16 protein-coding genes are annotated in these 26,838 nt (G+C 48.4%); 8 read left to right on the forward strand and 8 right to left on the reverse strand.

Annotation, left to right across the window (positions count from 1 at the left end):
• Nucleotides 1–199: 199 nt before the first annotated feature.
• Together AB6805_RS30280 and AB6805_RS30285 are read right to left on the reverse strand one after the other, a co-directional pair.
• Nucleotides 200–3,124, reverse strand: coding sequence for an FAD-binding and (Fe-S)-binding domain-containing protein (locus AB6805_RS30280; protein ID WP_370913180.1), 2,925 nt, complete (start codon nucleotides 3,122–3,124; stop codon nucleotides 200–202).
• Between the two features lie 87 nt (nucleotides 3,125–3,211).
• Nucleotides 3,212–4,105, reverse strand: coding sequence for a DUF72 domain-containing protein (locus AB6805_RS30285; RefSeq protein WP_370913181.1), 894 nt, complete (start codon nucleotides 4,103–4,105; stop codon nucleotides 3,212–3,214).
• Between the two features lie 176 nt (nucleotides 4,106–4,281).
• Here AB6805_RS30285 and AB6805_RS30290 point away from each other — a divergent pair, with 176 nt between their 5' ends.
• Genes AB6805_RS30290 through AB6805_RS30300 form a run of 3 tightly spaced genes read left to right on the forward strand, consistent with a single transcriptional unit; the run spans nucleotide 4,282 to nucleotide 8,496 of the window.
• Nucleotides 4,282–5,697, forward strand: a complete 1,416-nt coding sequence (locus AB6805_RS30290) for a glycogen synthase (RefSeq protein WP_370913182.1) — start codon at nucleotides 4,282–4,284, stop codon at nucleotides 5,695–5,697.
• A gap of 43 nt (nucleotides 5,698–5,740) precedes the next feature.
• Nucleotides 5,741–7,012, forward strand: a complete 1,272-nt coding sequence (locus tag AB6805_RS30295) for a glucose-1-phosphate adenylyltransferase (RefSeq protein WP_370913183.1) — start codon at nucleotides 5,741–5,743, stop codon at nucleotides 7,010–7,012.
• Between the two features lie 14 nt (nucleotides 7,013–7,026).
• Nucleotides 7,027–8,496: a glycoside hydrolase family 130 protein gene (locus AB6805_RS30300; protein WP_370913184.1), complete on the forward strand. Its 1,470-nt coding sequence runs from the start codon at nucleotides 7,027–7,029 to the stop codon at nucleotides 8,494–8,496.
• A gap of 9 nt (nucleotides 8,497–8,505) precedes the next feature.
• Here the strand turns inward: AB6805_RS30300 and AB6805_RS30305 are convergent, their stop codons facing one another.
• Nucleotides 8,506–9,507: a glycosyltransferase family 4 protein gene (locus AB6805_RS30305; protein WP_370913185.1), complete on the reverse strand. Its 1,002-nt coding sequence runs from the start codon at nucleotides 9,505–9,507 to the stop codon at nucleotides 8,506–8,508.
• A 218-nt stretch (nucleotides 9,508–9,725) separates the two neighbouring features.
• Between AB6805_RS30305 and bshC the strand changes: the two genes are divergently transcribed.
• Nucleotides 9,726–11,309 carry a bacillithiol biosynthesis cysteine-adding enzyme BshC gene (gene bshC, locus AB6805_RS30310; RefSeq protein ID WP_370913186.1) on the forward strand — a complete coding sequence of 528 codons (1,584 nt, stop codon included), beginning with the start codon at nucleotides 9,726–9,728 and terminating at the stop codon, nucleotides 11,307–11,309.
• A gap of 222 nt (nucleotides 11,310–11,531) precedes the next feature.
• Here bshC and AB6805_RS30315 read toward each other — a convergent pair whose 3' ends face one another.
• On the reverse strand, nucleotides 11,532–13,760 hold the full coding sequence (locus AB6805_RS30315; protein ID WP_370913187.1) for an FUSC family membrane protein: 2,229 nt from the start codon (nucleotides 13,758–13,760) through the stop codon (nucleotides 11,532–11,534).
• A gap of 420 nt (nucleotides 13,761–14,180) precedes the next feature.
• On the opposite strand from AB6805_RS30315, the gene smc reads away from it, so the two are divergent.
• Both smc and AB6805_RS30325 read left to right on the forward strand, forming a co-directional pair.
• Nucleotides 14,181–17,711, forward strand: a complete 3,531-nt coding sequence (gene smc, locus AB6805_RS30320; protein WP_370913188.1) for a chromosome segregation protein SMC — start codon at nucleotides 14,181–14,183, stop codon at nucleotides 17,709–17,711.
• Nucleotides 17,712–17,788: 77 nt separating this feature from the next.
• Nucleotides 17,789–18,184, forward strand: a complete 396-nt coding sequence (locus tag AB6805_RS30325) for a DUF4259 domain-containing protein (protein WP_370913189.1) — start codon at nucleotides 17,789–17,791, stop codon at nucleotides 18,182–18,184.
• Between the two features lie 190 nt (nucleotides 18,185–18,374).
• On the opposite strand, the gene AB6805_RS30330 is transcribed toward AB6805_RS30325, so the two are convergent.
• Nucleotides 18,375–19,640 (reverse strand): NupC/NupG family nucleoside CNT transporter, encoded by a 1,266-nt coding sequence (locus AB6805_RS30330; RefSeq protein WP_370913190.1) that lies wholly within the window; start codon nucleotides 19,638–19,640, stop codon nucleotides 18,375–18,377.
• 154 nt (nucleotides 19,641–19,794) lie between these two features.
• On the opposite strand from AB6805_RS30330, the gene AB6805_RS30335 reads away from it, so the two are divergent.
• Nucleotides 19,795–22,089, forward strand: coding sequence for a c-type cytochrome (locus AB6805_RS30335; RefSeq protein ID WP_370913191.1), 2,295 nt, complete (start codon nucleotides 19,795–19,797; stop codon nucleotides 22,087–22,089).
• Between the two features lie 330 nt (nucleotides 22,090–22,419).
• On the forward strand, nucleotides 22,420–22,794 hold the full coding sequence (locus AB6805_RS30340) for a GreA/GreB family elongation factor (protein ID WP_370913192.1): 375 nt from the start codon (nucleotides 22,420–22,422) through the stop codon (nucleotides 22,792–22,794).
• 53 nt (nucleotides 22,795–22,847) lie between these two features.
• Here the strand turns inward: AB6805_RS30340 and AB6805_RS30345 are convergent, their stop codons facing one another.
• The 3 genes from AB6805_RS30345 to AB6805_RS30355 are packed head-to-tail and all read right to left on the reverse strand — an operon-like array spanning nucleotide 22,848 to nucleotide 26,710.
• A complete protein-coding gene (locus AB6805_RS30345; protein ID WP_370913193.1) occupies nucleotides 22,848–23,378 on the reverse strand; it encodes a DUF192 domain-containing protein in 531 nt (176 codons plus the stop codon).
• 12 nt (nucleotides 23,379–23,390) lie between these two features.
• Nucleotides 23,391–24,572 carry an aminofutalosine synthase MqnE gene (gene mqnE / locus AB6805_RS30350; protein ID WP_370913194.1) on the reverse strand — a complete coding sequence of 394 codons (1,182 nt, stop codon included), beginning with the start codon at nucleotides 24,570–24,572 and terminating at the stop codon, nucleotides 23,391–23,393.
• Nucleotides 24,569–26,710: a M43 family zinc metalloprotease gene (locus tag AB6805_RS30355; protein WP_370913195.1), complete on the reverse strand. Its 2,142-nt coding sequence runs from the start codon at nucleotides 26,708–26,710 to the stop codon at nucleotides 24,569–24,571. The genes mqnE and AB6805_RS30355 overlap by 4 nt, the downstream gene beginning before the upstream one ends.
• Nucleotides 26,711–26,838: the final 128 nt, after the last annotated feature.

Raw genomic sequence — 26,838 nt, forward strand, 5'->3', positions numbered from 1 at the left:
GCTCAAAACTGTATTTTCTGCGTCTATCCATAAAAATGCCCCCTAAAAGTGTCTAACTTTTAGGGGGCAGTACATATATTCGCTTTTATCTCCCATAATTATTATTTAAATAAAATCAAAAAAATCTAAAAAAATCCAAAAGTAAAAATCCAGGTAATCAGTATAATCAGCGTAATCCTGAGCCAAGACAAAATTCGCGTTAGGCCAAACTGTTGTACAATATTTCTACAGGATGCAGCGCTTTCACCCCCGTGCCATCTTTCACCTGGTGGCGGCAGCTGGTGCCTGGTGCGGCTATAATGGTTCCCTGCGCCGCATTGCGGACCGCGGGGAATAACACCATTTCGCCGATTTGCATGCTCAGGTCGTAGTGTTCTTTTTCGTAACCGAAGGAACCGGCCATACCGCAGCAGCCGGAAGGGATTACTTCTACTGAATAATTTTGTGGTAAAGAAAGCATTTTTTTGCTGTGCAGGGCAGACGATAACGCCTTCTGCTGGCAATGGCCATGCAATTTGATATGTTGTTTATTGGCGGTAAACTGTTGGGCGGTGATATGTCCTTTATCAGCTTCTGCTGCAATGAATTCGTCTATCAGGAATACATTTTTAGCCAGTGCTTTCGCCTGTTCACGGAGCCCTTCACTTACAAGGTCGGGGTATTCATCGCGGAAACTTAGGACGGCAGAAGGTTCTATGCCGAGCAGCGGTACGTTTTCATTGATAACGTTGCTGAATATACGAACATTACGGTCGGCATATTCACGTGCTTTGCGCAGTAATCCTTTCGACATATACGCGCGGGCGCTTTCCGGGTGTTCAATCATTTGTACGTCGTAACCCAGTCGGTGCAGGAGTTGTACGGCTTTGATACCGATGGTGGTATCGTTATAGTTGGTGAACTCGTCACAGAAAAGATATACTTTTTTATTACCGGCAGTGCCTTGTTTTTCCTTCGGCCATTTTTCGTAGAACCATTTCCGTAAGGTAATGTTATGCAGGCCGGGCAGCGAGCGTTTGGCCGCAAAGCCGGAGAACTTACGGATGATGCCACCGGTGAAGGAGTTATTGATCATCGCATTATAAACGCCGGGAGCAATAGCCGCCAGTGAAGTTAGTTTGGTGAAGTTGCCGATCATATTGGCACGCAACGGAACGCCGTTGGCGTCGTAATAATGCTGCAGGAATTCCATTTTCAGCTTAGCCATATCCACGTTGGATGGGCATTCTGACTTGCACCCTTTACAGGCCAGGCAAAGATCCAGTACGTCATAAATTTCTTTATGATCGAAGCGGTTTTCTTTGGTGCTGTTGGTGAGGAACTCGCGGAGGATGTTAGCCCTGGCGCGGGTGGTATCCTTTTCATTGCGGGTAGCCATGTAGCTGGGGCACATGGTGCCGCCGCTGAGCTGCGTTTTACGGCAATCGCCGGAGCCGTTGCATTGCTCTGCATGTTGCAGCATGGTTTGATCCGGGAAATGAAAAATGGTTTTCAGTTCCGGTGCTTTTTGTCCCGGTTCGTAGCGCAGCATCGTATTCATGGATGGTGTGTCTACGATTTTGTTGGGATTGAAAATGTTTTCAGGATCCCAGGTATATTTGATCTGGCGGAGCAGTTCATAGTTTTTGTTGCCCACCATCTGTTTAATAAATTCACCTCTGAGCCTGCCGTCGCCATGTTCCCCGCTGAGGGAGCCGTTATATTTCTTTACGAGGGTGGCTATTTCTTCTGCGATTTTACGGAACAGTAAATTTCCTTCTTCCGTTTTCAGGTTGATGATGGGACGGAGGTGTATTTCACCGCTGCCGGCATGTGCGTAGTGCACTGCATATAATTTGTATTGCGCCAGTATATCGTTGAAGTCACGGATAAAGTCGGGGAGGTCTTCCACGGCAACGGCGGTATCTTCAATCACGGGTACAGCCTTTTCATCGCCGGGGAGGTTGCTGAGCAAACCCAGACCTGCTTTACGGAGCGCCCAGATCTTTTTACTGTCGTCGCCGAATAACAGCGGGAAATGATATCCCAGTCCTGCGGCGCGCAGCGTGGCTTCCAGGCGGCCGGCAATTTCAACGATCTCTTCGCGGGTATTGCGGCAAAACTCCACCACCAGGATAGCGCCGGGATCGCCCTGCACAAAGAAGCGGTTCTTGCTTTGTTCGATGTTATCCTTGGTACATTCCAGGATGTAGTGGTCAATGAGTTCACTGGCGCTGGGTTTGTATTCCATTACCAGGATGTTGGCCCGCAGGGATTCATCGATATTATTAAAATGTATGCAGAGCAGGCCGGTTTCCTTTGGAGGAAGCGGGTCTACATGCAGTTTTATTTCTGTGAGAAATGCCAGGGTACCTTCAGAACCGGCGATGAGTTTACAGAAGTTAAAGTCTTCCGTGCCGGCGGTGAAGGGATTTGTTTCCAGCAGCATGTCTACCGCGTAGCCGGTATTGCGGCGGGGAATGCTTTTTTTCGGGAATTCTTTCCGGATTTCCTCCTGGTAGCTGTAGTTACTGAGACTGGTACGGATCTGTTTATAGATACGGGTTTCCAGCGTATCGGGTCCTTCGCATTTCTGGTGGAAGCTTTCTGCGTCGAGGCTGCCAAAGGTTACTTCTTCTCCGTTGCTCAGGAGGGCTTTTACTTCCAGCAGGTGTTCGCGGGTGCTGCCATACACTACGGAGTTGGAGCCGCAGGAGTTGTTGCCTACCATACCGCCTATCATGGCGCGGTTGGCGGTGGAGGTTTCGGGTCCAAAGTAAAATCCGTGCGGTTTGAGGAACATGTTCAGCTCATCGCGGATAACGCCTGGCTCTACCCGTACCCATCCTTCTTCCTTATTAAATTCCAGTATTTTGGTGAAAGTGCGGGAAACATCTGTAATGATCCCGTTGCCCACTACCTGGCCGGCCAGCGAAGTGCCGGCAGTACGTGGTATGAGGGATGTTTTATTTTCACGCGCAAAACTGATCAGTGTCTTAAGATCGTCGATATGCTGCGGAATAGCTACTGCCAGCGGCATTTCACGGTATGCCGACGCATCGGTGGCATAAAGTGTCCGCATCGTATCATCTGTATAAAGCGTGCCTTCCAGTTTCCCGGCTAATTGCTCTAGCTTGTCGCGCATCATGGTAAAAAACCTGTTTTGAGAGGGCGAAATTAATATTTCAGTCCGTCTTTTTCATCCCTTGTAATGTATTCGTAAAAAAAAGCGCTATTCTTTTACAAATCGGGGCTTTTTTACGTCTATCCCGCAAACGGCTTCCAGTTTGTCAACCAGGTACACGGCCAGCTCCGGTGAAGTGGCTTCATCGTGCATGTGCATGAAGAAATAAACCTCCTTCAAACCATTGTCCAGCCAGTATTTGATACGGTTGGCCCAGTCGTCGATGCGGGTATAATCCGTTGGATGCAGGCTGTTGCCCACAAACCGGATAAATACTTTCGGGATGGTGAGGTGCATATGTGCCACATCGCGTCTGCCGGCGGTATCGGTAATAATGAGGCCCACATTGAGTTCATTGAGCTTCTGGTACAATTCCAGTCGCACCGCTTCGTCTTCAAACCATTCTTTATGGCGTAGTTCCACGAAAAACTGCAGGTCGGTGGGCAGGGAGGCGAGGTATTCGTATAGGTTTTCCCGTTTGGCCGGGCCAAATTTATCACTCAATTGTAAAAAGATGGGTCCCAGGTGTTTACCAAAGGCCAATACCCCTTCCAGGAAGGAAGTGGTTTTGGCGCCGGCATTAATTAAGGTACTGAAATGACTGATCGACTGCGGTACTTTAGGGCAGAACTTAAAATCCATTCCCTGTGCTTTGGCGTCCCATTTGGAAATGGTTTCGGGGCCGTATATCTGGTAGTGCGTGGCATTCAGCTCTATGCTGTTGAAGTGTTTTACATATTCCTCCAGGAAGTTAGCCTCCTTGGTGCCTTTGGGGTATATTTTCCCGATCCACTCCTTTCGCCCCCACTTGGCGCATCCCAGCCAGGCCTGCGGCTTTTTCACCGGTTTACCTTTCAATACCTTCTTATTAAAGACAGGTTCTGCGGGTAACTTAAAATCAATGTCCATCAGCATATCCGTGGGAACGCGACCAAAATCCATGAGCATTCAGCATTTAGAGGTGAGACACATAACAATTCGCTGTTACAAATATAAACTATCACAACGGCTCCTGTCCCCGCCAGCGGGGATATTCATAATAATCGTAAAAAATCACGGTTAAGTTTTTGTTTTCTTATTTTTCCAGTTTAACTTAATAAGGATTTCAACTAACCAGCATGGAGATTTTACACATCAGCGCGGAATGTTACCCGGTAGCCAAAGTAGGTGGACTAGGTGATGTGGTAGGGGCGTTGCCCAAATACCAGCACCAGCTTGGCAACTTTGCCAAAGTAGTGATACCGGCCTACAGGAATAAATATTACCACACCCACGAATTCGACGTGGTACACCAGGCCGGCATGTGGCTGGGACACAACTGGTACCACTTTAACGTTATAAAGGAACGCAGCAATGAGCTGGGTTTCGACCTTTACCTCGTAGATATCCCTGGTTTACTCGACACTCCTGGCGTTTACGGCTACCCCAACGATACAGAACGGTTCCTGGCCTTCCAGATTGCCGTGCTCGACTGGATCAACGAATGGCAGCATCAGCCGGATGTGATCCATTGCCATGATCATCATACCGGGTTAATCCCGTTCCTGCTCAACTATGGTTATAAATATGAGCGCCTGAAAAGTATTCCCACTGCACTTACTATTCATAATGCACAGTACCAGGGCCAGTTTGGCTGGGATAAACTCTACCTCATTCCATCTTTCGATTTATGGAAGTCCGGTATGCTCGACTGGGGTGGCGCTATCAATCCACTCGCATCGGCTATCAAGTGCGCCTGGCGCGTTACCACTGTTTCCCCGGGTTACCTGGAGGAGTTGTATTATAATGCCAACGGCCTGGAAGCGCTTATCAACCAGGAAAGAGGGAAAATGGTGGGCATCCTGAATGGTATCGATAATGTGGTATGGGACCCGGCTACCGACCGGATGTTGCCGCTTAATTATGACCTGGATACTATCACCGCAGGCAAACAAACGAACAAGCAGCACCTGTGCGAACGCTTCGGGCTGGATACCTCCCTGCCGCTGATATCTTTTATAGGCCGCCTGGTAGGCGACAAAGGCGCCGACCTGCTGCCGGAAATAATTGGCAGGTCCCTGCACGACCTGCCGGGGGAAGTAAATTTCCTCGTACTGGGGAGTGGTGACCCACATATTGAATGGTCCCTGCAACAAACCCGTGCCGTAGTAAGCTATGGCTTCAATGTACATATCGGTTACGACGAATCATTATCCCATCAGATATATGCCGGCAGTGACTTCCTGCTGATGCCGTCCAGGGTGGAGCCCTGTGGCCTCAATCAGATGTATGCGCTGCGTTATGGAACCGTTCCCGTAGTGCGCAGCACCGGCGGACTGAAAGACACGGTCATTGACTTTGGAGACCAGGATGGCGTAGGCATCCGCTTTAACCAGGCCAGCGTTGCGGATGTTTGTTATTCCGTAAAACGGGCCATCGAATTGTACCAGGATGCCAGGCACCTGGATGAAGTACGATTAAGAGGCATGAACATTGATAATTCCTGGGACAGTTCGGCACTACGCTACCTGGAAATGTACAAGAGTATGAAATAGCTTAGAATAATTGAGTGATGACTTTCTAAAACCAATTCCCATTATGACTAACGATGTAATATCCATTATTCTCGGAGGAGGGGCCGGCACCCGCCTGTATCCGCTTACCCGTCGCCGCTCAAAACCAGCGGTGCCCCTGGCAGGTAAATACAGACTGGTGGATATTCCTATCTCCAATTGTTTGAATGCAGAACTGAACCGCATCTTTGTATTAACGCAGTTCAATTCCGCCTCCCTGAACAAGCATATTAAAAACACTTATCACTTCAGCAATTTTGATAAGGGGTTTGTAGATATCCTGGCAGCGGAGCAAACCCCCGATAATCCCACCTGGTACCAGGGAACGGCCGATGCCGTAAGACAATGCCTTCATCACATGGAGAACTTTGAGTTTGAATATATACTCATATTGTCCGGTGACCAGCTGTACCAGATGGATTTTAAAAAGATGATCAAACATCATATCGACACGGGCGCGGAAATATCTATCGCTACTATTCCCGTGAGCGCAAAGGATGCTTCTGATTTTGGTATTTTAAAGGAAGATGAAAGCGGCGCTATTGTGTCTTTTACAGAAAAGCCTTCCCAGGCTGTTCTTCCACCATGGGCGTCTGAAGTAAGTGAGGAAATGCAGAAAGAAGGCCGCGTATACCTGGCCAGCATGGGCATTTATATCTTCAGCCGGCAGGTACTGTTCGATATGCTCAATGCACAACCGGAAGCCGCCGATTTTGGTAAGCAGCTCATCCCGCAGGCCATCGAAAACAAACGCCGGATCTTCAGTTATCAATATGAAGGCTACTGGACAGATATCGGGAACATCCAGTCTTTCTTTGAAGCCAATATCGGCCTCACGGATGAAATCCCCTTATTTAACCTCTTCGATGAATCCCAAACTATCTTTTCCCGCGCCCGCATGTTGCCGCCTACAAAAATTTCCGGCCACATGGAGAAAACAATGATCGCCGACGGTTGTATTATTATGGCAGATAAACTGGAAAGAGTAGTAGTGGGTATCCGTACCCGCATTGGTAAAGGCAGCGAAATCAGCAATGCCTATATCATGGGAAGCGATTACTACCAGACACTCGATGAAATAGAACAATCACGCGCAGAAGGAAGCCCGTTGATGGGAATAGGAGAGAACTGCGTGATCAGCAATGCCATCATTGACAAAAACTGCCGCATTGGAAACGGCGTACATATAAATGGCGGAAAACACTTAGCTGATGGGGACTTTGAAAAATATACGGTAAAAGACGGCATTGTTGTTGTTAAAAAAGGAGTGGTCCTGGAAGACGGATTCAGTATTTAACAAACAAGATAACCATGCGATTGTCCATAGAGCGGAAGAGTACAAAAATTTATCCTGACCTTAAGAGGGTAGTAGCCAGGTTTTTTTTCAACGGGGAGGCCCGGGCCAAGTCTATCATTCAACAGGTGGCAGCAATGAGCGACCCCGAGGTGGATATAACGGTCATGCCTATACTGAGGGAATTTTCCCGGCGTCACAGGAACATCACGAGGATATTTGAACGGCATGCAGACCGGCTGAGACATTTGTTTCCCGGTTTGCAGATCGAGTACGAAGGGCTCTCGCTCAAACGTAAATTACTCACCGGTTCTTATTTCACCAACGAATACTCCATCGAATCAGCCGCGTTCTTCAACCCTTCCCTCGTGGAAGATGTGGACCAGAGCGGGCTGGAAGAGGGGCAAAAGCGCGTCATCATGAGCTTCCGCGCAGTAGGTGAAGGACACGTATCTTCCATTGCCTTCAGATCCGGTATTATCGATAAAAACAACGAAATCTCCCTGATAGCACCCGGTAATTATGTGGATGAAGCGGAAATTATCCGCAACTCCATGTACCATAAACAAACGTTCTTCCAGAATGCGGTATCCATCCGGCTGCCGGATTCTGTGATGCGTGAAATACAAAACTCCCTGCCGGACCAGTTTGAATACCTCGCCCTTAAAAAGGTGATCCGGGAAATGCAACAACGGTTCCAGGTAGATCATCTCCTTAAAAAAGGACTGGAAAGGGTACTGTGGCTGGCAGACTCCTACTATGAGCTGAACTTTTCACTGGATACCGACTTGTCCGACCGCGTAATTTTTCCTTATTCAGATGCAGAAAGCAGGGGCATTGAAGATGCCCGCTTTGTAAAATACACCAGCGAAAACGGCAACATTACCTATTACGCTACCTACACGGCGTATGATGGGATTACCATCCAGCCAAAGCTGCTGCAAACAAAAGACTTCTATAACTTCAAGATCATGCCGCTCTACGGAGAAGGGGCGCAGAATAAAAACCTGGCGCTTTTCCCCCGCAAAATCAACGGCAAATATGCGATGATCTCCCGGATTGATGGTATCAATGGGTATATTATGTACTCTGATAAAATCAATATATGGGAAAATCCCCAGATCCTTCATGTGCCCAAATATGCGTGGGAATTTGTTCAGGTGGGCAACTGCGGTTCGCCCATTGAAACAAAAGACGGCTGGCTGGTGATCACGCACGGCGTAGGTCCCATGCGTACGTATTGCATTGGCGCCAGCCTGCTGGACCTGGAAAATCCTGAAAAGGAAATAGGCCGCCTGCGAGAGCCTCTGCTCATGCCCAATAAAGACGAACGGGAAGGATATGTACCGAATGTACTGTACTCCTGCGGCTCTATTATCCACAACGATGAACTGATCATTCCTTACGGCCTGTCGGACTATGCCTCCGGCTTCGCCACCGTCAACCTGGAAAAGCTGCTGACGCAGATCAAGGAAGACGGCGTGTAGCGAGGCTATTTACAATTGGTTATATACGGCGATATACTTCTCTGTCATGATTTCCGCACTGAAATTATTTTTCGCGTGCAGATGACAATCCTGGCGGTTAATCAGTGTGAGATCCTCCACACAGGCGGCGGCTTCGTGTAAGTTATTTACAAGGAAACCTGTTTTGCGGTCGTTGATCAGCTCCGGCATGGAGCCGCGGTTGTACGCGATAACGGGCGTGCCGCAAAGCATGGCCTCTGCCACACTCAAACCAAAAGGTTCATCAAAAAAGATAGGATGCAGCAGTGCATTGGCTTTTCCCAGCAGCAGGCTGCGTTCTTCCCCGCCTACCGCGCCGATATAGATGATCTGTTCATCATCTATGTAAGGCTTTACCTTTTCATTAAAATAGGCTTCATCCTGAATGATCCCGGCTATGATCAGCTTGCGGCGGGAGTGAAGGGCGATTTGTACCGCATCATGCGTGCCTTTGTCCGGATGGATCCTGCCATAATACAAAAGGTAGCTGTCGGGCGTAGGCTCAAACGCAAAATCTTCCGTGCGGATACCATTATATACCGTGGCTGCGTAATTCAGCGACGGATGGCGGTCGGAGTTACTGATAGACACATATCTTCCTATATCATTATACCGCTGGTATACCGGTAATATTTTAGGAGAGGAAAATCCGTGAATAGTGGTTACCATAGGCGTTTTAATCAACCTGGAGTAGGTAAGGGGAAGAAAATCGAAGTGATTATGGATGATATCGAAATCCCTGGCCTGCTCCATCAGGTAACTGATATGCATACACTCATTTACTTTGGCATCTGCCTCGCGGTCTTCCTCATACCCTTTGGCGCAAATGGCCGCCAGGGTACCGGAAGTGAGCGAGTCGGCCGTGGCAAAGAGCGTTACATCCATTCCTTTGGCTACCAGGCCTTCCGCCACGTTAGCCGCCATCTGTTCCCAGGGGCCGTAATGCCTTGGAGGCGTACGCCAGGCTATCGGCGCCAGTATTGCTATCTTCATAATGGTATATTTTCCAACATTAGCGCACTAAGGCGCCTGTTGTTTGCAGCATAGCTGTCAAAACAAGCGCCAAAGAAACCGGTGTACCGGAATGATGACCGGTCAACCAATAATCTGATCAACCAATTGACTAATTACCTAACTTCGTACATTCAAAAATTTCGATGTGTTGGCACTGCATCGTTTTGTAATTGGTAATTTGTAATTCGAAACTCAATATGCCCGAATATATTCCTTATGGGAAAACTGGTTATTTTAACCAGCTGGTAACAGATTTTTTAGCAGAACGTCCGCAGATCAGACCATTTTATACCTATTCTCCTGTACATCCGGACTTTGCCGCCGCAATAGCCGCCCGTCAAAATTTTGATACACCAAGAACCGCACTGGTAGCCGCACTGGAACAGCAATACACTTCCCTGGAGCCCGTAAAGGCAGTACAGGATAATATTACCGCCCTGCTGCAGCCCAATACCTTTACAGTGTGTACCGCACATCAGCCCAATATTTTCACCGGCTACCTCTACTTCGCTTATAAGATCCTGCAAACCATTAAGCTGTGTCAGGAATTGAAACAGCAATACCCGCAACATAATTTTGTACCGGTATATTATATGGGCAGTGAAGATGCCGATCTCGAAGAGCTGGGCAGCATCTACCTGGAAGGGAAAACCATCACCTGGAATACCAGTCAGCAGGGCGCAGTAGGACGTATGAAGCCGGAAGGATTGGAAGCACTGATCGCTGAAGTGAAGAAAACACTGGGATATGCGCCTCACAGCGACGAACTGACAGACCTCCTGCAAAAGGCCTACCTGGAACATGAGAATATCCAGGAAGCCACGTTGTACCTCGTACATGCGTTATTCGGCCGCTTTGGCCTGGTGGTGCTGATACCGGACAATGCCGCGTTAAAACGTTTATACCTTCCCGTTATAAAGGACGAATTGTTTAACCAGGCGTCGCATGCCATTGTCAGCGATACGTTGGCGAAGCTGGGGGAACATTATAAAGTGCAGGCCAATCCACGGGAAATAAATCTTTTTTATTTACAGGAAGGGTCGCGGGAGCGCATCGTTCAGGACGGCGATCAGTGGAAAGTATTACACACGTCGTTGACTTTCAACGCCGCCTCGCTGGAGGCAGCCCTGGAAGCACATCCTGAAAATTTCAGTCCCAATGTTATTTTACGGGGCATGTTCCAGGAAACCATCCTGCCCAATATTGCCTTTATTGGCGGGGGCGGTGAAATTGCCTACTGGCTGGAATTGAAAGGACTTTTTGCACACTATAAAGTGCCTTTCCCTGTTTTGTTGCTGCGCAATTCCCTGTTGCTTACCGATGCACTTTCCCAACAGCGGATCAATAAGCTGGGACTCACCACCACCGATCTTTTCAAGGGAACGGAAGATATCGTAAACGATTACGTGAAGAAACACACCAATGCTTCGCTGGTATTGAAAGATGAATATGCGGCTATTGAGCAGTTGTTTGATGCCCTGGAAGAAAAGGCCTGCAGCATTGATGTAACGCTGATTGCCACTACCGCCTCTGAAAGAAAGAAAGCGCTGAAGTCGATCGGTAAACTGGAGCATAAGTTCCTGCGTGCTGAAAAGAAAAAGTTCGCCTGGCAAACAGATCAGATCCGCCAGATTAAGAATAAATTATTTCCTGCCGGTTCCTTACAGGAGCGTAAGGAGAACTTCCTGCCCTGGTACGCCCAGGAAGGCCCCGCCTTCTTCGACCGCGTGCTCGCTACGCTGACACCGGTAACCGCGGAGTTCACCATTTTAGCGGAATAACGCGGATTTTGTCTTGGCTCAGGATTACGCTGATTTTACTGATTAGCTGGATTTTTACTCTTTTGATTTTATAAAGGATTAGGGGAGATAGAAGCGGATATTCGCTTTTATCTCCCTTATTTTCTTATTTTAAGAAAATCTAAAGAATCAAAAAAAATCCAAAAGTAAAAATCCAGGTAATCAGTAAAATCAGCGTAATCCTGAGCCAAGACAAAATCCGCGTCACTCCGCTTTCAGCGCTTTGCTCATGTCTTTTACGAGCGAGAGGATGGCTACAAGCTGGTCGTGAACCTGTTTGGTTTCCAGCATTTCGTCGCGGGTGGGCGTAGGGCCTTTGCCTTCATTGATTTCCTGCTGACGCAGATGCACGAGGCTTTCCAGGTGGGCATCCAGCCGGTCGAAGGCGTGAACCTGCGGGGAGGGTTGGGCGCTGCTGCTGGTAGCGGGATCTGTGAGCAGGGTGAGCTGGTCCATATAATGGAGGAGATAATCCGTTATTTCGCGGTATTCCGGGCGGGGAAACTGCACCCCGTGATGCAGGCTGTAGGCCGCCAGGGTGGCAGTATGCGAGGTGAGTGTATGATTCAGTACCACGAAATGATATACTTCCGACGCGTTCTTTTGTTTGCTTTTGGGTTCCGATAACATACGCTGGAAGGCCGACATCATATTGGCGGCGGCCACGTAGGTGTCTTTCCTGGCCAGTTTGAAATCTGTAATGGATACCTTTTCATTGGAATAGGCGCGCATCACCAGTTCAAAATATTTCCGGTTGGCTTCCATCATCTTTTTCATGTAGTCCGGGAGGAAGTTATGCTCCCAGGTGGGCCACAGCAGCATGTTGGCAAAGAAAGCGATGCCTCCGCCGATGAAGGTGTCCAGTACCCGCTGTGTTACATTGTAGAGATCTGAAGGATGAAGGAAATGAAGCAGGAAGATGATAAATGGCGTCACAAAAAATACGCTGACAGTATACTGGAAGCTCATAAAGCTATAGGCGCCCAGGATGCAGATCAGCATGACTATAAAGATCACCGTATCGTTATGCGTAAGGTAAAGCAGGCCGGCGGCAAATAAGGCGCCGGTAACGGTACCGATTAAACGTTGTATGCTGCGTGATTTTGTAAGCCCGAAGCCTGGTTTCAGGATCACTACGATGGTTAGCAGGATCCAGTATACCCGGTCGAGGTGAAGGGCAATACCCAGCCCGTAACCCAATACAGTAGCCAGGCTCACACGGATGGCGTGCCGGAAGATATGTGATTTGAAAGTGAGGTTATCCCGGAAGGTTTCAAAATCATATTTCTGGCGGGTAGTGAATTTCGATAGCTCCAGTTTTGGATCTATGGATTCGTCTTTCAGTCTTTCCAGCCGGGTAAGCCTATGCAGGTTATAAATGCGCTGGGCCATGTCCTGCAGGTTTTGCAGGATGTTGCTCAGCGGGATGGTGCGGGTTCTTTCCTTGAGGGTAGGCAACTTCATGGTAATGTCGGCAATGGCCTGTTTTACCTTTTCCATTTCAAACTTCAGGTTGGTTTTGGGCAGGGAGCGCTGACCCGCTGCCACGGCCATTCCGATGTTCTTCAGCTCCTGGGTGAATTCAAGGATGAGGGCATGGAATTTTTCCAGGATCGCCAGATCTTTAAAATCGGCGTGCAGGGCGTTATAGTCGGTTTGAGAGGCCATGATCTGTTCCTGGAGATCTACCATATCCAGGAAAATGAGTACCATGCTTTTATTGAGACTGGTAGTGCCCTGTTGAGCGGATCTTCTTTTCAGCAGCAGTTCGCGTACATTTTCCTGTTTTTCGTTGACGATCACCTGCTGGTCCAGTACGGCCTTGTAGTTTTCGCTGACATTTACGCCGGGCGTGTAGAAGTTAGCCCTTACTTCGAGGTAGCGGGCGGTTTGCAGGATACAGTCGCCCAGTGCCTGCTGCACATTGAGGTAGGGGCGGATCTGCCAGAGGATGAGGGCCAGCACCGCGTACCAGATACTGCCCAGCAGCACCATAGAGGAGTGCAGGAGGGTAAGCTTCGGCGTGAGCTGGGTTTCCCCTAAAATAGACACTACTACCAGCAGGCAGCCGGTACCAATGTTACCACCCCGGTTACCATATACCAGCAGCATGGCAAACATAAAACAGCACACTGCTATCCAGATAGCCATCGGGATTACGTAAGGAATGAGCAGGCCGGTACCCAGCGCGGAAAAAAAGATCAGGATGGTGCTGATGATAAGGCCGTTCCGCTTGTGTACAATGGTGCCGGGTACATCGCTGAGAGCCGTACACAAGGCGCCCATGGACATGGCGATGCCCAGGTCCAGCATACCAAAGTAAGCGCATACCAGTGAAGGTACTACCACGCTGATAGTGGTACGCATACCGTTGCTGAAATGATAACTGTAAAGGAAACTTTTTATATTATTGATCCGCTGTTCTGTCCGCAAACGTAAAAGGGTTTTTGATGGCGCAAAGATAAGCGGATTACGCGGATTTTGTCTTTCCCGCTGATTACGCTGATTAAACTGATTACAGTTTTTTTTCTTTTTTGTGAAGATGAATATATTAATTTTGACTTTAATCTAACGCTGCGTTCAGAAGAATATATCACATTAATCAGTTTAATCAGCGTAATCAGCGGGAAAGACAACATCCGCGTAATTTTCTAACAGGGAGTTAAATTCTAATTGTTCTTTTTACTATATTTATAACCAGTCTTTTAGACTTTAGTTGCGTGCTGCGGACAGGGGCAAATGACCGGTAATTGTGTATAAATAATTACTGTATATTATTGCATCTCACTTAAATTACTTTTTGATTCGGGTAAAATTATATCTTTGACGCCTTAAAAAACCTCGGAGTACGACGTGCGCTTAAAAACACTAGAAATTAAAGGCTTTAAAAGTTTTGCAGATAAAACCGTTTTGCAGTTTGATGAGGGCATCACTGGGGTAATTGGGCCAAACGGTTGCGGCAAAAGTAATATTATCGACTCCATCCGCTGGGTAATCGGCGAGCACAAAATCAGTAACCTCCGGTCTGATAACCAGGCAGGACTTGTGTTCAATGGTTCTAAAAGCCGCTCTGCAAGCGGTATGGCGGAGGTTAGTCTCACTTTTGAAAACACCAAGAACGTACTACCCACCGAGTTCACCACGGTGACGATTACACGCAAATTTTATAAGAACGGCGACAGCGAATACCGCCTCAACGATGTGGCCTGCCGCCTTAAAGATATCCATAACCTGTTCATGGACACGGGCGTAAGTACCGATTCCTATGCCATCATCGAACTGGGAATGGTAGACGATATCATCAAAGACAAGGAAAACAGCCGTCGCCGTATGCTGGAACAGGCGGCAGGCATCTCCATATATAAAACCCGCAAAAAAGAAGCTAAATCCAAACTGGACGCCACTGAAGGAGACCTGAACCGTATTGAGGACCTGTTGTTTGAAATCAATAACAACCTCAAAACACTGGAAAGCCAGGCCCGTAAGGCGGAGCGCTTCTACGAAGTAAAAAAGGAATACCGCGAAATCAGCATAGAACTCGCCAAAGCCGCCCTGGAAGGCTTTAACGTAACCTTCAAGGAACTGTCGGATACCCAGCAAAATGAAAGCGACCGCAAACTGGCACTGGAAACCGAGATACTCACCGCAGAAGCGGCCGTGGAACAGGATAAACTGCATTTCGTAGCAAAAGAAAGAGAACTGCAAACCATGCAGAAATCTTTTAATGAGCTGGTATCCACCATCCGCACCAAAGAAAACGATAAGAACCTCGCCACGCAGCAACTTACTTATCTGCGCGAGCGGGAAAAAAATATCAGCGACTTCCTCAACAATGCAGAAGGACAACTGCAGGGACTTACTTCTTCTATCGAATTCACCGAAAAACAGGTGGAAGAAGAAGGGGAAGTATTTGAAACCATGGCCGACGAACTGGACACCCTCCGCGATATGGTGGAGGAAAAGAAAGAACGCTTCCATCAGAAGAAACAGGCCCTCGAAACCCTGCGCAACGACCAGCAACGCTGGCAGCGTCAGCAATTTGAAGCCGAAAAGAAAGTAGCCGTTGCCGATACTTCCGTGATGAACCTGCAACGCAGCATGCAGCAGCTCCAGGAAGAAAAGACCAGCCGCCTGCAGCAGATCGCCCAACTGGAAACAGAAAAGGAAGCCCTGCAGCAAACACTGACCGGCGGCAAAACAGAACTGGAAAACATGGTCCGTTTCCAGGAAGAAACCAAAAGTAAAATACTCGCCACCCAGTCCGATATCGAAGGATTGCGTGATAAACTGGTAGACGAAAACCGTACCCTCGATTCCAAAAAGAACGAGTTCGACCTGCTCAAGTCGTTGGTCGACAGCCTCGAAGGCTACCCGGAGAGTATCAAATTCCTCAAAAAGAATCCCGACTGGAACAATAACGCCCCCATCCTGAGTGATATATTTTTCTGTAAAGAGGAATACCGCACCTGCGTGGAGAACCTGCTGGAGCCTTACCTGAGCTACTATGTAGTGAACAACGTACATGAAGCGGTACAGGCCATCCAGTTGCTTGATAACAACAAAAAAGGAAAAGCCAATTTCTTCATCCTCGATCAGTTCCGGACTGATTACAGCCCGCTGCTGGCGCCCGCAGGCACCATTCCTGCGCTGGAAGTGGTGGAAATTGAAGAAAAATACCGGGGACTGGGGCAGCATCTCCTTGGAAAAGTATTTATCGGGGAAGACCTTACCCGCCTGGAATTCAGCCAGGTGGCAGATGAAAGGATGCTGCTGGTGGAAAAATCCGGCCGCATGCACCGTGGTAAATACAACATCAGCGGAGGCTCTGTAGGATTATTTGAAGGTAAAAAGCTGGGAAGGGCCAAAAACCTGGAAAAGCTGGAAATAGAGATCAAAGATCTCGAAGGAATAGTAGGCCGCCTGAAAGTGGCGCTGCAAAGCAAACACGACGAAGTATTAGGCTACAACAGCCAGCTGAATGAAAATAATATCAATGCTGCACGGGAAAGGGTAAACCAGCTGAGCAACCAGCTGTTTGGCTTACAGAACAGGATTGAAAACTTCCACCACCTCATTGAAGCCGGCGATAAACGCCTCGAAGAAATGCAGCAATCCCTGGAAACCAACCAGGAAAGCATTTCCGGTGTGAAAGACGAACTGGAAAGCCTGAACGAAAGGGTCACCGAGCTGCAGGACAGCATCGCGGATGCCGACAGGATGGCCCAGGAAGCGGAACAGCAGTTCAATATGGCTACGGTGCAGTTTAATAACCAAAACCTGCAGCATACCCGTCAGCAAAGTAAAGTACAGGCCCTTAAACAGGAACTGGAATTTAAGCGCAAACAACTGGCAGACCTGCACATACAGATCACCAGTAACAAATCGCAGCTGGAAGACGCAGTGGCCAACATCGCTGCTGCCGTGGATAAACTGAGCCACGCCGACGACGGACTCGTGGAATTGTTCCGCCAGCGCGAAGAAGAAGAAAAAGCACTCAACGAAAAAGACCAGGAATACTATAACTTCCGTAACCACCTCCAGGAACTGGAAACCACGCTGAGAACAAAACAGCGCGCCAAACAGGACCTGGAACAGCAGCTGAATACCATCAAGGATAAAGTAAATGAACTGCGGCTGCAACTGGCTTCCATGAAGGAAAGGCTCAGCGTGGAGTTTAAGGTGAACCTCGATGAAATTATAGACGAGCAACGCAACTCAGAGCTGTCGGTGGATGAGTTGACAGGCAGTGCAGAGCGACTGAAAAAGCGCATGGAGAACATGGGGGAAATCAACCCCACAGCCATTGAAGCTTACCAGGAAATGAAGAAGCGTTACGAGTTTATCCTGGAGCAGAAAACGGACCTGGTAAATGCGAAAGATTCCCTGCTGGCCACTATCCAGGAGGTAGAGTCCACCGCTAACCAGAAATTCCTGGATACCTTTAACCAGGTGAAGGAAAACTTTATCCGGGTATTTAAAGCCCTGTTTACAGAAGAAGATCAGTGCGATATGATCCTGAGTGATCCTGAAAACCTGGCGGACACTGGTATTGAAATCATCGCGAAGCCAAAAGGCAAGCGGCCGGCGGCCATTACACAGCTGTCCGGTGGAGAGAAAACACTGACAGCCACTGCATTGCTGTTTGCCATTTACCTGATTAAGCCGGCGCCGTTCTGTATCCTGGATGAGGTAGATGCGCCATTGGATGATGCCAATGTGGGTAAGTTTACCAACATGATCCGCAAGTTTTCCGATAATTCACAATTTATTATTGTAACACATAACAAGCAAACGATGGCGGCTGTAGACGTGATCTACGGCGTAACGATGCAGGAACCGGGGGTGAGCAAACTCGTTCCGGTTGATTTCAGGAGTTTGAACTAGCCAGTTGGTTTGGTTGTTGTAAAGAGAGTTCATTACTTTTATTCTTTATTCTAAAAAAATAAAAAAACGTAAACACTATGGGCGCATGGGGCACCAGAAATTTTGAAAATGATGGATCACAGGATTGGATTTTTGACCTGATTGATAATAAAGACGGTGGTTTGGTGTCTGACACATTAGCGCGTGTCATCAACAACATCGAAACACTGGAAATTTCGGATTGCGAAGAGGCGTTGGCCGCTGCAGAACTGGTGGCAGCATTGGTAGCACGCCCAAGCGAAGATTTCCCGGAAGATCCTTTGGATCAGCTGGATGTGCTGAACCTTATTGGTACACGCGCACTCAGAAACCAGGCAATCGCCGCGGTAAATAAAATTGTGGCAGCCTCCGAAATGAAGAATTACTGGGAAGATGCGGGTCAGGGTGAAGCCTGGGCGGCTGTGCAGGCGGGGCTTATCAAACGTTTGGAATAAAGCGGAGTTTGTCTTTCTCGCTGATTACGCTGATTTTGCTGATTAGTTTGATTTTTACTTTTGGATTTTATAAATGATTAAGGGAGATAGCAGCGGATATATTCGCTTTTATCTCCCTTAGTTATATTAAAAATCTAAAAAGAAAAAATCAGTAAAATCAGCGTAATCAGCGAGAAAGACAAAATCCGCGTTAGATCAATATGCCCGCAATAGAGGCCGACATATAAGACGCCAGCGTTCCGCACAACAGGGCTTTCAGCCCCAATTTAGCCAGATCAGCCCTTCTGTCGGGGGCCAGCTCACCAATACCGCCGATCTGCATGCCTACGCTGCTGAAATTGGCAAAACCCGCAATGGCAATTGTAACGATGGCAATCCCTTTGGAGGTTAGTACCGGTACTGTTTTATCAGTGAGACTTTTAAAAGCCACAAATTCATTAATGGTGAGTTTTTGTCCGAGCAGGGTAGCTACGCCCTGTACATCTCCCTGTGGCACGCCCATTGCCCAGGCCATCGGCATAAATACTTTTCCGAAGATCCAGTCGAGGCTGAGATCAAACTTAGGATTGAAGATATGACCGATATGAATAAGGCCCCAGTCGATCAGCGCAATGAAAGCAATAAACCCGATCAACATGGCGATTACGTTCATGGCTATTTTAAAACCATCGCCGGCGCCATGTGAAATCGCGTCGATCACGTTGGTATAATTGCTTTTTACTTCCATTTTAACGCGACCCATCGTTACGCTTTCCTCTGTTTCGGGGAAAACGATCTTCGAAATCACCAGTGCGCCCGGCGCGGCCATGAGGCTGGCGGTGATCAGGAAGGGCGCAATATGCAAACCCGCCTGCAATCCCATATTCACATACACTACGAGGATACCGCCGGCAATACAAGCCAGGCTTCCACTCATGGAGGCAAGGATTTCGCTTTTGGTCATGCTTGATAAATAAGGACGGATCATCACCTGTGCTTCTACCTGTCCTACGAAGGCGCTGGCTACATTGCTCAATGCTTCTGCACCACTCACGCGCATTACATAATTCATGGCGCGGGCAATTACTGCTACCACACGCTGCATAATGCCATAGTGATATAAAACCGCTACCAGCACACACACCAGGATGATGGTGGCTGTTACGTTAAAAGCAAATACAAAACCTCCGGCAGCATAATCTTTCAGGCCGGTGCCATCGGGCTGCGATACGCCAATACCTCCATACACAAAGGCAGCGCCTTTACGGGCAAATCCTTCCAGCTTTCCCATTGCATCTCCTACCCGCTGGAAGAACCAGGTAATAGGGGGCACCTTAAATACGAGAAAGCCGATTAATACCTGTAAGCCAATACCACTGAACACCAGCCTGTAGTTGATCTTACTCCTGTTGTTGGAGAATAGAAAGGCGATACCCAGAATAAGTACGATGCCTATGATGCCCTGAAAGCGTTCCATAAATGCAAATAAATCGTAAAATGTATGCAATGAAGCGACGAAGATAAGTTTTTTTGCCGTCGCTCACATAGTAAACTGTTATCTCATATAATTTTTCAGAAAAAATATATTTAGAAATGTATTTTTATCGCTTTCGTAACCCGAATAGTAAAAAATGCAGCGTATTCATTATCGTTTAATCACCACGTTATCTCTGGCTTTATTTGCCTGTGGACAAGGAAATCAGCAGAACAACGGGAACAAGCACGAAAAAGATTCTATTGCCATGCGGGAGCAGTTTGCTACGTCACCCGTACTGGATGGCAAAACAGCCATTCAACACATGCAATTTGATGAAGGATTGGAAGTACAACTGGTGGCCGCCGAACCAATGGTAGTGGCGCCCGTAGCCATGACTTTTGATGAGCGCGGGCGCATGTGGGTGGTGGAGATGACCGGCTTTATGCCTGATACTGCCGGCACCGGGGAAGATAAACCCGACGGTAAAATTGTAATCCTGGAAGACACCAACCGCGATGGCGTAATGGATAAACGCACCGTGTTCCTTGATTCGCTGGTACTGCCAAGGGCTATCTGCCTGATAGAAAACGGGGTGCTGGTAGCTACGCCGCCGCAATTGTGGTTTATAGAAAACGATGGCGACAAACCCGGCAAAAGAACCCTGGTAGATGATCAATACGCTGCCGGCGGAAACGTGGAGCACCAGCCCAACGGGTTGCTGCGTGCAATGGACAACTGGATCTATAATGCAAAATCGGATAGGCGTTACCGTAAGGTAGGAGATAAGTGGCTGAAGGAGCCCACGCATTTCCGCGGACAATGGGGCATTACCCAGGATAATTACGGCCGCCTTTATTATAACAACAATTCGGAAAACCTGCTGGGTGATTATTTTCCCCCCGGATTAGGCGGTACCAACCTGCAACAGAACAATGCCGCTGGTTTTGATCAAAAAATTGTACCCGATAACCGCACATACCCCGCGCATCCAACGCCGGGCGTAAATCGTGGTTACCAGAAAGGCACGCTGGACGACAGTCTCCGCCTGGTGAAATTTACCGCTGCCTGTGGCCCGGTGATTTACCGTGGTACCCTGCTGCCAGCTACCTATGCGGGGAATGCGTTTGTAGCCGAGCCGTCTGCCAACCTGATTAAAAGGAATATTTTATCAGACAGCAGCTACGTTGTAAAAGGGGTACAGGCTTATCAGCGGAAAGAGTTCCTGGCCAGCACCGATGAGCGTTTCAGGCCGGTGGACCTGCGTACCGGTCCGGATGGCGCGTTGTATATCGCCGATATGTACCGGGGCATCCTGCAACATAAAACCTACCTCACGGATTACCTGAAGAACGAGATAAAGATGCGCAACCTTACGCTGCCGCTGAACTGCGGACGTATTTACCGCATCATTCCAGCCGGCAGTAAGCCACAGCCGGTAACGTTTGAACTTACGCCCGCTTTCCTCGGGAAAATGCTGGGTAACGAAAATGGTGTTTTGAGAGATAAAGCGCAACAGCTCATCATTGATCAGCATTTAACCGCGATGGCGCCGGAACTAAGAACCATGCTGAAAGACGCGGCGCATCCGCTGACACAGATCCACGCCCTCTGGACGCTGGAAGGGTTGCACAGTCTCGCCGGAGAGGATATCAGCGGCATCTGGCAACAAGCAGATCCTGCACTGAAAATGCAGGCGCTTGCAGCATTGCCATCTGTATTAAACAGCAGCAACATCAAGGCAACGGTAACAGCGCTGGATTCCTTGTCGGATAACCTTTACCTGGCGCCGGCAGTGGCGTATATATTGCCTGCGGTAGGGAAACTGGATAAAGCAGCTGCCACCCGCCTGGAAGATAAAATGATAAAAGCGTATGCCCCTAACCGTTATGTGGCGGCAGCGTTGGTAAATAATGCGGCAAACCGGGAAGAAGTATTGCTGAAACAGGTCATTGCCTGGAACCCTGATACCACGCTGGTATTGCGCCGTCAGCTGGAAACAGTGCTGAAAAACATGGACAGCAAAGCCAATGCGAGAAAGATGGAGGCGTTGCGGAAAGAACTGCCAAGAGGATATAAGATCTTCAATACCGTATGTCAAACCTGCCATGGTAAAAACGGCGAGGGCATTACGGCGATGGCCCCGCCGCTGAATGAAAGCAACTGGGTAAACGGCAACAAAAAAGCATTTATATCTATTGTATTATACGGCCTTACCGGTCCGGTGGAAGTACACGGAAAAGTGTACAAAGCTCCTGAAATAAATGGCGATATGCCGGGTATCGGCGCCAGTGATGAGTTCAGTGATGCAGACATCGCACAACTGCTCACTTTCCTGCGCAGCGCCTGGAATAATAAAGCCGATAAGGTTTCCGCTGCGGATATCCAGCAGGTGCGTAAGCTGAATAATGGCCGCCAGAAGCCCTTCACAGCAGGAGAGTTAGCGAATTGACCGCTTGTTGTAAATAAAAGCCTTATCTTTGCCGGATACAATTATTCATTAATTGAATCCGGCAATTTACATATTACACTTACTCAATACACCACGTGCATCCAAACGCACGTGCGGGTTCCTTTTGCCGTTCCTATCCTGCCCAAAAGACTTCAACAATTAAGCCCGGGCAACTTTTAGTACATAAAGTGTTGTACCCGGGGGGATAACTACCTGCGTAGTGCTATTCCGTTAATATTTTCTAAAACAATCTTATCAAATCAGTTTTATCATTCATCGGATGACACGATGGGCAGTCATCTGTAAACACTGACATAAAACCCGGTTATCATGAAAAAGAAACAGATTATCGTGTCCCTGCATGATTACGAAATCCTTAAAACCCTGTGCTATCATGCACCGGGTACCGACAAGCTGAGAGAAGAGCTCGACAGGGCCACTGTCAGGAAAGGTAAGGTACCCGCCGATGTGGTACAGGTAAATTCCACGCTCAGATTCAGGGATGAACGCAGTGGGGCTATCAGGAATGTACAGCTGGTATTGCCGGCTGCCAGCAATTTACAGCTGGGCAAATTATCGATCCTTTCTCCCATAGGCACTGCCTTGCTGGGATATAGTACCGGTGATGTGATAGATTGGGAAGTGCCTGCGGGAAAAACGCAGCTGCATATCCTGGATGTTACAAATCCCGAAGGGAGTGTATAAAAGAGGTAATTATATAAGCGAAGAAAGCCCTGGCAAACGCCAGGGCTTTCTTTTTATTGGTAAGTTATTTTATCGCCGTATTTAATGTGATACTTGTCGCAGAACCCACCGTTTACCTCCAGGACATATTTTGCTTTTTTGAAAGAAGGAAGACTTTCTTCCGACAGGGGCGTTGCGTATTTCTGAATGGACACAATTTCCAGCTTATCATCTATATAGATAATATCCAGGGAGATGTAGGTGTTTTTCATCCAGAATGCGCGTTCTTCCATGTCAGGGAAAATGAAAAGCATGCCCTGATCGTCTGTCATGGATTTGCGGTACATCAGTCCATCGGCGCGCTGTTCGTCTGTTTGCGCCAACTGGATATCTATTTTCCGTAGGGTATCTGCGCCTGATTTGGAAACGAAAGCCAGGGCGCCTTGTTTTTTAAACGCGATGCCATTGGACGTTTCACCGGCAGTTTCCGTGGTGGCCGCCGTATTGGTATCGGTGGCTGCGGAATTGCTGGTGCTACTGTTGTTCTGGTGACAGCCAGCGATATATAAACTGGCTATCAGTATACATTTCAGGTGTAATTGCATAAAACAGCGATACTATTTGGTCAGCAGTTCTTCCTCTGAAAAAACCACATCAGTGTAATCTCTTATTTCGTTGTACACGGTATCCCGTTCCACGGGTCTTCTGCCGGCCTGTTTGATGAGCATGGTGAGCTGGGCGGTGTTCATGGAAGGGTTTTGTTCTTCCGAACCGGCCATAGAGTAGATTTTCGTGGTATCGTCTATGGTGCCGTCCAGGTCATTTACGCCGAAAGACAGGGTCAGCTGTGCCGTGTTTCTTCCCAGCATAGGCCAATAGGCTTTCAGGTGGGGGAAGTTATCCATGTACAAACGTGCGATAGCGTACAGTCTCAGGTCTTCCACGATAGAAGATTCCGGGATATGCGACATATCGTTGCCTTTATTACGGAACTTCAGCGGGATGAAGGTGTTAAAGCCACCGGTTTCGTCCTGCAGGGTACGCAAGCGTTCCATGTGGTCGATGCGGTCGGCAAAAGATTCGATATGGCCGTACAGCATGGTGGCGTTGGTGTGCATGCCGCGGTTGTGGGCTGCTTTGTGAATGGCGAGCCATCCGTCGGCATCTACTTTATCGTGGCATATTTTAGCACGTACTTCCGGTGCGAATATTTCAGCGCCGCCGCCAGGCATGGATTGCAGGCCGGCTTCGTTGAGGATACGCATCCCTTCTTCTATGCTCACTTTGGCTTTGCGGAACATATAATCCAGTTCCACGGCGGTAAATCCTTTGATATGCAGATCCGGCCGGTGTGCCCTGATCTTTTGGATCAGCTCCACGAAGAAGTTGAGCTGCATTTTAGGATGTACGCCACCAACAATATGTACTTCTGTAACGGGTTGGTTATCGTATTTTTTAACGATGTCCATCATCTGGTCGATACTCAGTTCCCATCCGTCTTCCCTGTTTTTATACAAGCGGGAATAGGAGCAAAAGTGGCAGGTGAATACGCAAACGTTGGTAGGTTCGATATGGAAGTTACGGTTGAAGTAAGTCTTGTCACCGTGCATCCGCTCCCGTACCAGGTTGGCTAACGCACCTAAAAAGCCGATATCGCCTTTTTCAAATAAGATCAGCCCTTCTGCGGGTGTAATTCTTTCCTGTTGGAGGATCTTTTCTGCAATGCCCTTCAATGCTGCGTCCAGGTTAGGTTGCTGAAGGAGCGTTTGAACAGCCGGATAATCTTGTCTCATCGTCATCTTACTTTCATTAATTTGATGGTGTTGGCCCTGTTCCTGTAAATTAATTTTACAAAATAAACACCATTTGGCTCATTTACCAAATTAAAGGTCATCCGGTTGCCGGCGCCGATATCTGCTGCCGGACGGCTCATAATGAACTGTCCCTGTATATTGTAAATAGATACCTGCACCAGGTCTTCCGGTATTTCCAGGAATGTTACCCAAACGATGCCATCTGTAGGATTAGGATTCACCAATACCCCTTTTTCCCGGAGGATTGGATTCACTGATTTGGTAACAATATTAATATTATCAATATAGATGTTATTCTCTGAGTTTGAAATGTTTCTGAAGGCTACCTGGAACTTTCCTTTATGGCTTGCAGCGGTCAGGTCTACAGAATCCCGGCGCCATTCGGTGGCGGTTGGAATGAATTCTGTTTGAACCGGTGTTGGGCGGGTAATGAGATTGGGTCCCCATTTGGAATAAAGGATCTGGCCGGTTTGGCGGCAATCGTTGGTGATGAGTACCTGCAGGGTATCCCATGCGTTGGAGGTGGTAGCAGGGTCGGTAAATACGGCTGCGGCTACGTCGAAAAAGAGGAATACGGAATCTGCGCCCTGCGGATCAATAACCGGTGTGATGAGGTCATCTGTCTGGTCGTTGGTATTATATCCCAGGTTGCGCATGAGGGTGGAAGCGCTGCTGTTTTTGCCCACATTGCGAATACGTTCCCAGGTAAAGCTGTGGTCGGGATTATAGAGATCCCAGCCTGGTGGCGGGAAGCTGTCGTTTTCAAAGCCCTGTTCAAAGGGGAGGGCTGCTTCCGCGTCGTACCGGAAGCGGATATCCGCTGTATCGTTGGTAACGTTTCCATCCGGCTGGCCGTTGGGCGATTGCGTATATGCTTTCAGGTTATAGCTGCCAATAGCTACATTGGAAGAAGGAAGTGTAACGCTGGTTTGCTGCAAACTGGCCAGGCTGCCCGTCCACTGGTAAGAAGTAAGGGCGCCGCTGTTTACCTGGTACCAGATTCTCACAGCCGTGAGGGTGTTGGCACCGCGGTTACGCAGGGTTACTACAGGTGTAATATTGTTGTTGCATATTTTGCCAACAGGTGCATTGACACTCACCAGGGAGGCATCGTTGTTCACCATGGAAGGTGGTACGCATCCGTTGGAGGTCATCAGGCTGGCGGTGATATTTTCCAGTACAAAGCGCATGCGATCTACCTGGCCGGCGGTAAAGAGATGCATGCAGGCATCATCGGTATAGTCCATGTAGTTCATGAACATCACCCCGGGTGAGGTGGCGGTGCAGTTGTCGAGCCGCGGAAAAGACGGGCATCCGTAGGTATTATCCCCCTGGAGCGGTGTGTCAGTGATACCGTCATCAATGGTACATCCTCCGTTATCATCTCCCCAAACATGCTTTAAACCGAAATAGTGCCCTATTTCATGGGTGGCGGTTCTGCCAAGATTGTAGGTACTACCTACGCTGCCGGTGGTGCCAAAAGCGGTGTATTGCACTACTACGCCTTCCTGTTCAACAGGGTAGCCGGTGCCCGGAGGGGCGGCCACGCCGAGGTAATTACCGGAAAGGCGGGTAACCCAGATATTAAGATATTTGCTGTGATCCCAGGCATCGGAGCCGCCGGTGCTGTTGTACTTGGCATCTGCCGCCGCGTTGCTGATAGAAAAGCTTTGACCGGGAGCTGTTTGCACTCTTACAACGCCGTTGGTGGGTTCATCGTCGGGCGTTCTTTGAGCGAGACAAAAATTAATGCGGCTGTTGCCGATGAGTGCCTGCCATACTGCGGGCACCTGGCTTACATCAGGATTGGCGGCATTATAATCCCGGTTCAGGGCATCTATCTGGGAGGCGATCTGCGCATCTGTAACCAGCGCGGGGTTATCCAGCACGATATGGATCACTACGGGAACGGATACCGCCTGCGGAATGGCTTCCACCATCGCACGCAGCTGTTGCCGTTGCTGGCCCACCATCATTTTATTTTCGTTATTCTGTATAATCTTTTGAAGGGAAGGGATTTCTTTTACCCGCTGTTGCAGTGCTTCGGCAGTGCCGCATTTACGTTGAGCGTTGGCGGTGACGCAATAAAAAAAGGCACCCAGGGCGAGGAAGTAGTGACGCAAAAAAGTAGATTTTGGCTTTGAAGATACGCGAAAAATGTTTTGCGGATCGCCTTCGGCGATGTTAAATTGTCTTTCTGCCTGATTACGCTGATTATACTGATTACGCTGATTTGATTATGTTGGATTTT

The sequence above is a fragment of the Chitinophaga sp. RCC_12 genome, from assembly GCF_041360695.1.
In the GTDB taxonomy this organism is placed as follows: domain Bacteria; phylum Bacteroidota; class Bacteroidia; order Chitinophagales; family Chitinophagaceae; genus Chitinophaga.

Bases quoted from the DNA above. Each gene is read 5' to 3' on its own strand.
- AB6805_RS30280 (WP_370913180.1), bottom strand. From the start codon at position 3,124: ATGCGCGACAAGCTAGAGCAATTAGCCGGGAAACTGGAAGGCACGCTT.
- AB6805_RS30285 (WP_370913181.1), bottom strand. From the start codon at position 4,105: ATGGATTTTGGTCGCGTTCCCACGGATATGCTGATGGACATTGATTTT.
- AB6805_RS30290 (WP_370913182.1), top strand. From the start codon at position 4,282: ATGGAGATTTTACACATCAGCGCGGAATGTTACCCGGTAGCCAAAGTA.
- AB6805_RS30295 (WP_370913183.1), top strand. From the start codon at position 5,741: ATGACTAACGATGTAATATCCATTATTCTCGGAGGAGGGGCCGGCACC.
- AB6805_RS30300 (WP_370913184.1), top strand. From the start codon at position 7,027: ATGCGATTGTCCATAGAGCGGAAGAGTACAAAAATTTATCCTGACCTT.
- AB6805_RS30305 (WP_370913185.1), bottom strand. From the start codon at position 9,507: ATGAAGATAGCAATACTGGCGCCGATAGCCTGGCGTACGCCTCCAAGG.
- bshC (WP_370913186.1), top strand. From the start codon at position 9,726: ATGCCCGAATATATTCCTTATGGGAAAACTGGTTATTTTAACCAGCTG.
- AB6805_RS30325 (WP_370913189.1), top strand. From the start codon at position 17,789: ATGGGCGCATGGGGCACCAGAAATTTTGAAAATGATGGATCACAGGAT.
- AB6805_RS30330 (WP_370913190.1), bottom strand. From the start codon at position 19,640: ATGGAACGCTTTCAGGGCATCATAGGCATCGTACTTATTCTGGGTATC.
- AB6805_RS30335 (WP_370913191.1), top strand. From the start codon at position 19,795: ATGCAGCGTATTCATTATCGTTTAATCACCACGTTATCTCTGGCTTTA.
- AB6805_RS30340 (WP_370913192.1), top strand. From the start codon at position 22,420: ATGAAAAAGAAACAGATTATCGTGTCCCTGCATGATTACGAAATCCTT.
- AB6805_RS30345 (WP_370913193.1), bottom strand. From the start codon at position 23,378: ATGCAATTACACCTGAAATGTATACTGATAGCCAGTTTATATATCGCT.
- mqnE (WP_370913194.1), bottom strand. From the start codon at position 24,572: ATGACGATGAGACAAGATTATCCGGCTGTTCAAACGCTCCTTCAGCAA.